General features: G+C 44.7%; 5 protein-coding genes. All 5 read left to right on the plus strand.

Annotated elements, in window-relative coordinates:
- Nucleotides 1–7: 7 nt before the first annotated feature.
- Nucleotides 8–2,200 carry an alpha-galactosidase gene (locus tag DWW70_RS07075; RefSeq protein ID WP_118649535.1) on the plus strand — a complete coding sequence of 731 codons (2,193 nt, stop codon included), beginning with the start codon at nucleotides 8–10 and terminating at the stop codon, nucleotides 2,198–2,200.
- A gap of 153 nt (nucleotides 2,201–2,353) precedes the next feature.
- A complete protein-coding gene (locus DWW70_RS07080; protein WP_118649536.1) occupies nucleotides 2,354–7,654 on the plus strand; it encodes a hypothetical protein in 5,301 nt (1,766 codons plus the stop codon).
- 165 nt (nucleotides 7,655–7,819) lie between these two features.
- Nucleotides 7,820–8,896 (plus strand): hypothetical protein, encoded by a 1,077-nt coding sequence (locus DWW70_RS07085; protein ID WP_055222357.1) that lies wholly within the window; start codon nucleotides 7,820–7,822, stop codon nucleotides 8,894–8,896.
- A 156-nt stretch (nucleotides 8,897–9,052) separates the two neighbouring features.
- On the plus strand, nucleotides 9,053–9,559 hold the full coding sequence (locus DWW70_RS07090; RefSeq protein ID WP_055272037.1) for a hypothetical protein: 507 nt from the start codon (nucleotides 9,053–9,055) through the stop codon (nucleotides 9,557–9,559).
- A gap of 382 nt (nucleotides 9,560–9,941) precedes the next feature.
- A complete protein-coding gene (gene ileS / locus DWW70_RS07095; RefSeq protein WP_004852635.1) occupies nucleotides 9,942–13,112 on the plus strand; it encodes an isoleucine--tRNA ligase in 3,171 nt (1,056 codons plus the stop codon).
- Nucleotides 13,113–13,176: the final 64 nt, after the last annotated feature.

Consider the following 13,176-nt stretch of genomic DNA (forward strand, 5'->3'; position numbering starts at 1 on the left):
CTTGGGCATGGCAATATTGATAAATGAAGAGAAAAAGCTTTTCACATTGAACACCAAAAATACTACATATCAGATGAAGGTGATCGACTATGGGTATCTGGCTCATCTGTATTATGGCAAGAAAATGGACGGGGATATGTCATATGTCATAACTCATTACGATAGAGGATTCTCAGGCAATCCTTATGAAGCACAGGAGCACAGAGAATTCTCTCTGGACAACATTCCACTGGAATATAGCTGCTACGGCAACGGAGATTTCAGGACTCCGGCATTCAACATAAAGGACATAGAGGGAATACATGGATGTGATCTCAGATATGTTTCATATGAGGTGATGGACAGTAAGTATAGTCTCAAGGGACTTCCTGCTGCTTACACAAATGACGGCGAGAAGGGTGAGACCCTTAAGATCGTTCTTCAGGATCCTCAGGTGGGAGTGGAGGTTGATCTTCTGTATGGAATTATAGAGGATAAGGATCTGATCACAAGATCAGCTATAGTCAGAAATATAAGCGATGCGGATATATTTGTGGCAAAGGCATCAAGTGTGAGCCTGGATTTTGTGACAGGTGATTATGATCTCATCCACTTCCACGGAAGACATGCTATGGAGCGCATGTATGAGAGAGAAGCTATAAATCATGGTGTGAAGAAGATCGGAAGCACAAGGGGTACATCAAGCCATCAGCACAGCCCATTTGTGGTTATAGCAGGCAAGGATGCGAATGAGGATGCAGGTGACTGCTATGGAATCTCACTTCTCTACAGCGGAAGCTTCAACTGTGAGGTTGAGAAGGATCAGACAGATCAGGTGAGACTCAATATGGGTGTTCAGGATGAGATGTTTGAGTATGTGCTCTATCCTGAGAGTGAGTTTGTGGCACCTGAGGTAGTTATGGTTTATTCACCTGATGGATTTGCTGACATGTCACATAAGATGCATGACGTTGTGAGATACAATATCTGCCGCGGTGAGTACAAGACAAAGAGGAGACCTATTCTCATCAACAGTTGGGAGGCAGTATACTTCGATTTCAATGGTGATGATATAGTTAATATAGCAAAGCAGGCTTCGGAGCTCGGCGTTGAAATGCTGGTTCTGGATGATGGCTGGTTCGGTGTGAGAAATGACGACAAGTCAGGTCTAGGCGACTGGTTTGTAAATGAGGATAAGATGGGCGGCCCTATGGCTGATGTTGTCAAGAGGGTTAAGGCTCTCGGCATGAAGTTCGGTATCTGGATCGAGCCTGAGATGGTATCCGAGAAGAGTAACCTGTTCAAGGAGCATCCGGATTATGCATTTGTGATCCCTGGAAGAAAGCCTGTCATGGGAAGAAGCCAGCTCAATCTGGACTTCTCAAGAAAAGAGGTCGTAAACTGCATATTTGACCAGATGACAGCAGTGCTGGACAAGATAGATGTTGATTACATAAAGATGGATATGAACAGAAGCATCTTAAATGTATACTCCATGACTGAGGGAATCCAGAACAATGGAACTATCCTCTACAAGTATGTACTCGGTGTATATGACTTTATGGAGAGGCTTCAGGCGAGATATCCAAAGATGTTCATCGAGGGCTGCAGCGGCGGCGGCGGAAGATTTGATGCCGGAATGATGTATTACACACCACAGATCTGGTGCAGTGATGATACAGATGCCATCTGCAGACTTGACATACAGTATGGAACTTCATTTGGCTATCCTATATCGGTGGTTGGTTCACACGTATCAGCGGTTCCAAATCATCAGACAGGCAGGACAACTCCATTCAATACAAGAGCCGTTGTTGCCATGGCAGGAAGCTTTGGCTACGAGCTTGATCTGAACAAGGTCAGCGATGAGGAGAAGGAAGAGGTAAAGGCTCAGGTAGAAAACTACAAGAAGTACTGGAATCTTCTTCATAATGGACTTTACTACAGACTGACGGATGCGGATAAGAGCAAAGGTGTAGCTGCATGGTCATTTGTCGCAAGGGACAAGTCAGAGACCCTTGTCAATATCGTGACGGTGGAGAGCTTCTGCAATGCCCCTGTACCTTTTGTCAGAGTAAAGGGACTTGATGTGGATGCCACATATGTTGACGAGGAGACCGGCGCAGAGTACAGCGGACAGGGACTTGAACAGATAGGACTTCCTGTACCACTCAAGTTCGGCGAGTACAATGCTTACCAGATCCATCTGGTTAGAAAGTAAAATTGCATAAGTGATATTGTGTTATTTATACATAAATATTAATTATATTGTATTAAATTACAGCTTCATGATAATATGAGGCTGTAATTTTTTGTGCTTATATATTCGGCATAAATGTGCTGAATATGTATGGGAGAAAAAGGGAGGTTACATATGAAATTGAAGGGGATAATGGCTGCGGCTGTAACTGTAGCCATGGTGTCGTCGTGCATTCATATACCGATGACGACTGCACAGGCACAGACTTTACTGTCAAATATGACAGCGTATGCCGTACAGATGAATGAAGCTGAGATATCAGCAGCTACAGAGGATATTTCAGAGCTTGAGGGTGACTATGGGGTTGTGAACATAGTTAATGGCAAGGAGAGTAAAATATCATTTGTCACGGATGAGACAGGATATTATGAGATAATATTGCAGGGAAGCCAGTCACGGCTGATGCTTCAGGAGACCTTGTATAACAGTAAGAGTAAGCGCCTTGCTACAGGTAAAAAGGATGGCAGTGGATGCTGCAGGCTGGTATACAAGTGCACTGCGGGGGAGAAATACATTCTTGGGTCTAAGTATGCCCGTTCTTATACAGTTTCCGAAAGTGCAAATATAAGCGTGAGAAAGCTTCCGGATGTGGCGGCAATAAAAATGGTGCCGGATAATACAACGATACTGGAGGGAACACCAGACTCCATAACATCGGCGTACGCAACGGTAACCTATTCCGGTGGAAAGGTGCGCAGTTCAGGTATCAGCGGCTCAGACTGTAAGATAGATGGAGTTACATACAGTCTGTGGGTGAAGGATTCCAAGGGAAGTTATTATTATGAGGGCGATGAAGGGGATATGGTATCGTATGCGGATGCGGAAAAACTTCCGGCCGGTACGTATACTGTTCAGCTTACAGATAAAATGGATAGTGAGCCGAACCAGTCGACCAAGATATACGATTCGTACACTGCAAAGGTGCAGACTCCTGCTGAATATTTTGTAGGAAAAAGGAATATCAGTGAGACGGATACCTACGCATATGATACCAGGGTGGACGGTTACGAGTATTACAGATTTATACCATCTGCAACTGCTGACTTTGTGTTTGAAGTAGATAAATCATCAACTGCATTTATAGATGTATATGATTCGGACATGGCGGTGGTTGAGACCGATAATGACAGGTATTCATTTGTCAAGGGAAAGACCTATTATGTCAGACTTTCAGGAACAACGGATGATGACAATGAAACATTGAATGAGGTCAGGCTCAAGGCGAAGAAGTATGCGGCACCTTCAGGGGTGACATTGAAGCTGGCAAAGAGCGAATGGGCAGCCGGAACGCCGATAAGCTTCATGAATGGTGCGAGCAGTACAATAAAGTATAATGATAAGTCCACGGAAAGCATAGATCTGACCGGTGGAAGTGGATACAGTAATGGAAACAGATATACAGTATATTATTCGTCATCTGATGATAACTGGAAAGAGTACGAATATGAAAAAGGTGTAACTCTTTCAGAGGGCGAGTACAAAGTAGCTGTGGGATATGATGCGGCTGAGGAAGATCAGGAGCTGCTCGGCACGGCAGTGCTTAAGGTAGTGTCCATAGACAAGCTGAGCGCAGGACAGCTCTCCGAAGGTGACAACAATGTGAGTGTCGGAACGGATGAGTATGACAAGGCCTATTACAGTTTTGTCATGCCATTTGACGGAAGTGTGGTAATAGAAAGCGACAGTCCTTATTGTGTATATGAGTCCGGTGATGAGGGCCCGGTAGAGGTTACAGGAAAACTTACTGGAGGCAGCACTTATTACGTAGGCTTGTATAATGAGTTATCTACTTCCAAGACAAATGTGAGACTGAGCTTTATTCCGAAAGTAACAGATATGATTGCTGTTCCCGAGAACACAGATTTTATCAGAATGGGCAGCTATGATAAGGATATCAGCAGTTATGTAGATGGAACCAGAGTAAAGATCTCGTATGCTGACGGAAAAACAGAGGAGCTGGTGTTTGACGATTCGGACAGTGTGGAAACCTCCAGAGGAGACGAGGTACGTGCTGAGATAGTTACAGATATGGAAAATGAGTGCCCTGTCGGAGAGGCACAGATTAGGATATACACACTGTATAGTGAGGACTCTTATGCATATGACATAGAGATAAAGGATATAGAGGATGTTGCTGTCGGAAGTCTTGCGGAGGGATCTAATCAGGTAAGTCTGTCGGAGAATGGCAGTGTATATTATACGTTTAAGCCTTCGACATCCGCCAGGTATACATTTGCCCCAGTGGGTGGCATGGAGATCTACAGCAAGATCGACGCTGACGATGAGACAATGTATGATCTGAAGAAACTTAGTGTATCGGATGGCGAGGCTGCACTTGAGAGCGGCAATACATACTATATCTGTCTCGATGGCGGAGTAGAGGACAAGTGGGGAGATACGCAGACCAGTTGGAGCATGAATGTGACAAGGGGAGAAACTTTGTCAAATTCAAAGATCAGTTCATGGAAGCTGAGAGATAACAGAACCTATGAATTCCTTCCAAATATGAAATTATCAGGTATCAAAAACCTTCTGGATAGAGAGACTCTCCAGTTTGTATATGATGATGGCAGTGTAAAAGAGGCCAGTGTCGGTGACAGCGAGGATAATGAGCTGATCACGAGTACATGGTACAGATATAACGAGAAAACTGGAAAGTATGTCGAGATCGCAGGCTTTGGCAGCAGGGTTGATACTGGCAGATACATGGTTGAACTTGCAATCGCTGGTGCGGATGGCATGGATACGGTTGATATACCATTTGCAGTGAAGACTGCACAGAGCATGAGCCTTGGAACATGGGACGGCTCAAAGACGCTTGATATTTCAGGCGACAGATATGTGTATGTATATAAGGTAAGTGCCCAGGCGGGTTCGTATGTGGTATCCGCTGATGAGAAGATCGATGGCATCAGGATTTTAGATGCAAATGGAACAGAGATAACGACTAACAACGTGGCTTATTCATCTGATGGATTTGGCAGTGCGGGATTTGACACAGCAGGCGGGGATCTGTATGTATGTGTGTATCCGGGAAAAAATGTAAATAAATGCGGCGTGACAATGAAGGAGATCGTCAAGGCTGTAAGTGTAAGCACAACCGTTTCTAAGACTGAATATCTGAGGAAATTTGATGAGATCAAGGGCAGCATAAAAACCGTTGTCACATATTCTGATGGAAGTACCAGAACATTTGGCGCGGATGACGATGATATAAGCTTTACGATCAAGAAAAACGGCAGGGTGAGCAGCTATTTAAGCATCGACACGATAACAGAACAGACCGGATCATATGAGATAATACCTTCCATATGGGGAATGGCTGACGATTGTGAAGTTCAGGGAGCATCATTTGACGTCGTAGATCTGAATGTGGATGAGCTGGAGTACCTGATATCAGATGAGCCTGTGGTGCTTTCAGGTGTTGAGAACACTGGGGATGTAAAGCTGTACAGATTTGATATTGCGTCAGATGGAGTGGTATCCCTTCAGAGACAGGGCTTTGAGCTTAAGGGTATATATACCATTGAGGATGATGGCAGCTTTTCAGATACATATAGCAGTGGAGATGCTTTCTCTCTGAAAAAGGGAAGCTATATTATAGCACTCTATGCGAGAGAGAAAGATGATCAGATAACATTTACATATCACGATTCGTATGTGACAGGTAATGGAAAAATAACACCGGGTCAGAAGACAACAGCGGATATAAGCTATGACGGAGAGGGCATCGAGTATGAATTTATCCCAACGGAGACCGGAGAGTACAGATTTACGGTGGACTGCGGAGATAATACAGTATACACCAGAATCTATGCTGATGGGGTTCTGGAAAAGACATACTCACGGAACGGCGGACAACTCATTATAGACAGGACATTTGAGGCGAACCGCAGTTATACATTCAGGATCAGCCTTGCGTCGCAGCAGACAGGAAGCGTGACGATCACTCCTGAGAAGGTGGAGGCAGAGGTAGAGAACGAGTACGATATCTCCGCTGTGAGCATATCAGGATGCAAGGTGAAGAAGACGGAGGACGGATACAGTGTAACCGGAGATATAAAGATAACATATGCAAATAATGAGAGTCAGAAGACACCATTTATCAGCGGAAGATGGACAGATGCATATGGAAATACCATTCAGGGAATCATGTCTGTTGTGGAAAATGACACATACACAGATGTGACCTTGGATCTCAGATATAAGAATACGGGTTCATCAGAGTGGATATATGCTGAGTCAAAGACCCAGAAGTTTGGGGCTGGAGATGACGAGGGATGGATCATAACCAAGACTCCGACATGTACTGAGAACGGAGAGAAGACAAGGTACATTGAGGATGAGGATATATATGAGACCGAGGTGATCCCTGCTACAGGACACAGCTTCACAAAGTATGAGTCAGATGGAAATGCCACATGTTCGCAGAAGGGAACCAAGACGGCAAAGTGTGACAATAACTGCGGAGAAAAGGATACTATCATAGACGATGAGACCACAGTTCCTCACGATTATCAGACGGTGTGGACGGTTAAGAAAAAGGCATCACAGACCCGTGACGGATATAAGGTGCATGTGTGCAAAAACTGCAAGTCAGCCAGCAAGGAAACTCAGAGTATATACAGGATAAAGAGTATCAGGCTTGCATACAGCGCTGTTGAGTATGATGGTACAGCTAAGAAGCCTGCTGTAGAGGTCAAAGACTCAAAGGGCAGAAAGGTTGCCGCAGGAAATTACAGCGTTTCATATTCAAATAACAAGAATATCGGCAAGGCCAAAGTTGTCATCAAATTCAAGGGTGACTATGAAGGGGAGAAGACACTCACATTTGACATCAAGATGGGTGTGAGAAAAGTTGAGTCCATTGACAACACAGCAAATGGAATAAAGTTGAGCTGGAAGAAGTATAAAGCGGCATCGGGATATGTTGTTTACAGAGGAGTAAATGGAAAAGCATATACGATAGCAGGTGTTGTTCAGAATCCGGATACAACATCGTTCGTGGACGTCACAGCTAAAAATGTGGGTGTAAAGTATACATATAAGATAAGAACTTATAAGACATTTGGCGATGTGACATACAATTCGGCATTTGGCGGCGAGAAGACAGGAAGTTATGTACCTGCCGTGAAGCTGAAGAAATTCACAAGTGCATCGGCCGGAACAGCCAAGGTTACATATAATAAGGTAGCCAAGGCCACCGGATATCAGATACAGTATGCAGACAATGCATCGTTTAAATCTGCAAAGACGGCCAATGTAAACGGAGGTTCAGTTACAAGTAAGACCATCAAACGACTTACTAAGGGCAAGAGATATTATGTCAGAGTACGAAGCTTTAAGAAGATTGATGGTAAGGTTTACTATTCCGCATGGAGTGGAAAGAAATCGGTTGTAATAAAGAAGAGATAATATCAAAAGAAATAGAAGAATCCGCCATGGATACAATTTGTATCCGTGGCGGATTGTTTTTTTATTCTGTGTGTTCATCATCATAACGCCTTTTATTACATAATAGCGAAAGAAAACAGGTAATAAAGTGTAAAATTTGAGGTAATGTGATGTTTTTAGTTGGACATGGCAGATATAAAATGCTACCATGATTCTATGGGAACATTATTGTTCCAGAGCAGCAAAAGGGATGAGCAGAATAAGGAGAGAAAGATGGACGAGAATAACGTAAATGGATTTAATGATATGGACGACGATGAGGACGAGGGAACTACTGTCCTCACGACTCCGGGAGTGAGCGCATTTTCTCCGGTGCAGAACAGTGCACAAGGGCAGCCGAACCCGGGTCAGCCACAGCAGAATCAGCAGCCGGGTGGATTTGGACAGCCGATGGGCGGACAGTATGGAGGATTTGGACAGCCACAGTATGGTCAGCCGCAGTACGGTCAGGGTCAGCAGTTTGGTGGAAATGTCCAGTCGACAGGTGGACAGTATGGAGGATTTGGACAGCCACAGTATGGTCAGCCGCAGTACGGTCAGGGTCAGCAGTTTGGTGGAAATGTCCAGCCGACAGGTGGACAGTATGGAGGATTTGGGCAGCCACAGTATGGGCAGCCACAGTACAGCCAGCAGCCGGGCATGACTCCGGGTGTTATGGAGCCGGGTAAAAAGGTGAACAAGAAGCTTATAGCAATAATAGGAGGAATCGCAGCGGCAGTCCTGATCGCGATAATAGTCGTTGTTCTGATCCTGGCGGGTGGTTCCGGTGAGAGAAGTGCCAAGAAGGTCGGAGACAAGCTGGTGACAGCCTATGAAAAAGGCGATGCCGATGCCATGGTTGATCTGATGGACAAGGAATATTACAAGCTGTATAACAGAATAAGAAGCTATACAGGCAGTGATGACTATGTCAAGGATACATTCAACGAGCAGGTCAGCGACATGGTAGATGAGGTAGGCAAGGTCAAGAGTATCAAGGTCGAGGACCGATCAGAGAAGGAATATGACGAGGATAAGCTTAAGGATGTAAATGATACATTTGACATGCTGGATGTCGACATGACGGTTGACAAGTGCTACGAGGTGGACCTTGATGTCAAGATAAAAGGATCTACTGACGAATCAGATGGCGAGATCATATACACAGTTATAAAGACTGGCGGTAAGTGGTATCTTGTAGACTATGATCTCTACGTATATTAGAAAATAAATCTCATGGATTGAGGATTGATTTCTCAGTTCATGAGATTTTTGTATATATTAGATACATACGAACGTGTTTTGTAGTAAATATGTATAAAAAACAAATTGTATTTGTATATGCATGGTGATAATATAAAAAACGTAAGAAATTTTTATATGTATCTTAATAATGGAGCTGGTGGATATATCGTATACAGAAAGGCTGGAAAGGGAAAGTACAGCAAGCTGGCCAATATAAACAAAAACACAATACTGAGCTATACAGATAAGTCAGCTAAAAATGGAACGGTATACACATATAAGATTGTTGCGTGCAAGACGGCAGGCAAGACAAGTTACAATGCGGCTGACAGCAATCAGAAAACCATTATGAGAATCACTTCGTCAAAGGTTACCAAGACCACGAACAAGGCAGGAAAGAAGATGACTGTTAAGTGGTCGGTAAATTCCAAGGTAGGAGGATATCAGATACAGTATTCTGTAAAGAGCAATTTTGCCAAGGCAAAGACTGTAAAAGTGACCGGAGCTAAAAAGTCAAATGTCACAATAGCAAAATTGGCTAAGAAGAAATATTATGTGAGAGTCAGAAGCTTCAAGAAGGTAGGAAAAACAACTTACTATTCTGCATGGAGCACAACAAAGAATGTGGTTATAAAGAAGTAGAATAGTAAATTATTTGCGCATATTGCGATTGACAAACCACAAATACTTGCTATACTAATGAATGGATAGGTTCAGAAATGGCTTATACAGGCGGTTTTCTGGAACATATAAGTTAAAAACGATGACAGAGACAGTACGGAGTCTGCGAGATCAACAGCGAGCCGGGGGCGGTGCGAGCCCGGTGACAGTAGAGACTTTCGGAATATCACTCTGGAGTTGCAGACCAAAAGAGATTTGCTCAAGTAGGCTCTGACGTATTTCCTGCGTTAAGGGGAGCGCATATGTTAGTATGTAAGTAATAGGTGGTATAACGAACTCAAAGCCCTTCGTCCTGATTACGACGAAGGGCTTTTTTATATTTATCACAGAAAGGAAAGACGACATGTACGACAAGGTTTCGACTAAACTGGAATTCGTGAACAGAGAGCAGAAGGTATTGGACTTCTGGAAAGAAAATCAGGTATTTGAGAAGAGTGTTGAAGAGACAAAGGATCTGCCAACATACACATTCTATGATGGCCCTCCAACAGCAAATGGTAAGCCACATATCGGACACGTTCTCACACGTGTAATCAAGGATATGATCCCTAGATATCAGACAATGAAGGGACATAACGTAGTCAGAAAGGCCGGATGGGATACACACGGTCTGCCTGTTGAGCTCGAGGTTGAGAAGCTCTTGGGAATCGACGGCAAGGAGCAGATAGAGGAGTACGGACTGGAGCCATTTATCCAGAAATGTAAGGAGTCCGTATGGAAATATAAAGGCATGTGGGAAGAGTTCTCAGGCAAGGTAGGTTTCTGGGCTGATATGGACAACCCATATGTAACATACCATGATGACTTCATCGAGTCAGAGTGGTGGGCGCTGAAGAAGATCTGGGATCAGGGACTTCTGTACAAGGGCTTCAAGATCGTGCCTTACTGCCCAAGATGTGGTACACCTCTTTCAAGCCATGAGGTTGCACAGGGATACAAGACAGTCAAGGAGCGTTCAGCAGTAGTAAGATTCAAGGTTATCGGAGAGGACGCATATTTCCTCGCATGGACAACAACACCTTGGACACTTCCTTCAAACGTAGCACTCTGTGTAAATCCAGATGAGACATACGTGAAGGTTAAGGCAGCAGACGGCTACACATATTATCTTGCACAGGCGCTTGCAGACAAGGTTCTCGGCGGTCTTGCAAAGGAAGCAGCAGACGATCAGGCAGCAGTTCCTGCATACGAGGTTCTTGAGACATATGTCGGTAAGGATCTTGAGTACAAGGAGTATGAGCCACTCTATGAGTGCGTAAAGCCTGTATGTGAGAAGCAGCACAAGAAGGGCCACTTCATCACATGTGACACTTATGTAACTATGACAGATGGTACCGGTATCGTTCATATCGCACCTGCATTTGGTGAGGACGATGCAAATGTCGGAAGAAACTACGATCTTCCATTTGTACAGTTTGTAGATGGCAAGGGTGACCTCACTGAGGAGACTCCATTTGCCGGAATGTTCGTAAAGGATGCAGATCCTGAGGTACTCAAGGATCTGGACGCAAGAGGACTTCTCTTCGATGCGCCTAAGTTCGAGCATGAGTATCCACACTGCTGGAGATGTGACACACCACTTATCTATTACGCAAGAGATACATGGTTCATCAAGATGACAGCAGTCAGAGACAAGCTGGTTAAGAATAATGACACTGTAAACTGGATCCCGGAGAGCATCGGTAAGGGACGTTTTGGCGACTGGCTGAAGAATGTTCAGGACTGGGGACTTTCAAGAAATCGTTACTGGGGTACTCCGCTGAACATCTGGGAGTGTGAGTGCGGCTGCAGACATGCCATCGGATCAAAGGAAGAGCTCCGCTCAATGAGTGACAACTGCCCTGAGGACATCGAGCTTCACCGTCCGTTCATCGACGCTGTAACTATCAAGTGTCCTGAGTGTGGCAAGCAGATGCACAGAGTCACAGAGGTTATCGACTGCTGGTTCGATTCAGGATCAATGCCATTTGCACAGTGGCACTATCCATTTGAGAATCAGGATATATTTGAGAAGCACTTCCCTGCTGATTTCATCAGTGAGGCTGTTGACCAGACAAGAGGATGGTTCTACTCACTTATGGCGATCTCAACGCTGCTGTTCGACAAGGCTCCGTTTAAGAACGTAATCGTTCTCGGACATGTCCAGGATAAGGACGGACAGAAGATGAGTAAGTCCAAGGGAAATGCTGTAGATCCTATGGATGCTCTGAACAAGTACGGTGCAGATGCCATCAGATGGTACTTCTACAGCAATTCAGCACCATGGCTTCCTAACAGATTCCATGAGGATGCGGTTGTTGAGTGTCAGAGAAAGTTCATGGGTACACTGTGGAACACATATGCGTTCTATGTACTCTATGCAAATATAGACAACTTCAATCCACTTGAGCATGAGCTAGAGTACGACAAGCTGTCACTTATGGATAAGTGGCTTCTGTCCAAGCTGAACTCAACAGTCAAGGCAGTTGACGCAAACCTTGGCGCATACAAGATCCCTGAGACAACAAGAGTTCTCGAGGAGTTTGTGGATGACATGAGTAACTGGTATGTCCGTCGTGGCCGTGAGAGATACTGGGCAAAGGGCATGGAGCAGGACAAGGTAAATGCTTACATGACACTTTACACAGCGCTCGTTACTATAGCACAGACAGTAGCTCCTATGCTCCCATTCATGGCAGAGGATATTTACCAGAATCTGGTTAGAAATATAGACAAGGATGCACCTCTCTCAGTTCATCTGTGCTCATTCCCTGAGGTGGATGAGAAGATGATCGATCCAGAGCTCGAGGTAGCTATGGACGAGATCCTGAAGATCGTAGTTCTGGGACGTGCAGCAAGAAATACAGCAAATATCAAGAACAGACAGCCAATCGGCAAGATGTATGTCAAGGCTGACAAGAAGCTTTTCGGTGAGGAGAAGGCTATCATCGAGGATGAGCTGAACGTGAAGAACGTTGAGTTCGATGATGATGTAAGCGCTTACACAACATACAGCTTCAAGCCACAGCTTCGTACAGTCGGACCTAAGTACGGTAAGCACCTTGGTAAGATCAAGGAGCATCTGTCAGCACTGGATGGCAACGCAGCCATGGCAGAGCTCAAGGCAGAGGGCGCTCTGAAGTTTGAGGCAGACGGAGAGGAGATCGTACTCACTGAGGCTGATCTTCTGATCGACATGGCTCAGATGGACGGTTTCGTATCTGAGGCAGACGGCGGTGTGACAGTAGTTATCGACACAAATCTGTCAGAGGAGCTTCTTGAGGAAGGATTTGTCCGTGAGATAGTATCCAAGGTTCAGACTATGAGAAAAGAGGCTGGATTCGAGGTTATGGACAAGATCACTGTATACGCTGACGGAAGCCAGAAGGCAAATGACATCATCGCAGCAAATGCGGATGCCATCATCGGCGACGTTATGGCAACAGAGATCATAACCGGCTCGGTTGACGGATACACCAAAGAGTGGAACATCAACGGTGAGAAGGTAACTCTTGGAGTGAAGAAGAACGACTAAGGGATATAATATTAGGGTTTAAAACAGGCATTTTGGAAAAAATATCCCTGATCAAGAGAATACG

The organism is Coprococcus sp. AF16-5 (genome assembly GCF_003479365.1).
GTDB lineage: Bacteria > Bacillota > Clostridia > Lachnospirales > Lachnospiraceae > Coprococcus > Coprococcus aceti.

Excerpts from the sequence above, each read along its gene's own strand:
- DWW70_RS07075 (WP_118649535.1), top strand. The coding sequence starts at position 8 with ATGGCAATATTGATAAATGAAGAGAAAAAGCTTTTCACATTGAACACC.
- DWW70_RS07080 (WP_118649536.1), top strand. The coding sequence starts at position 2,354 with ATGAAATTGAAGGGGATAATGGCTGCGGCTGTAACTGTAGCCATGGTG.
- DWW70_RS07085 (WP_055222357.1), top strand. The coding sequence starts at position 7,820 with ATGGCAGATATAAAATGCTACCATGATTCTATGGGAACATTATTGTTC.
- DWW70_RS07090 (WP_055272037.1), top strand. The coding sequence starts at position 9,053 with ATGTATCTTAATAATGGAGCTGGTGGATATATCGTATACAGAAAGGCT.
- ileS (WP_004852635.1), top strand. The coding sequence starts at position 9,942 with ATGTACGACAAGGTTTCGACTAAACTGGAATTCGTGAACAGAGAGCAG.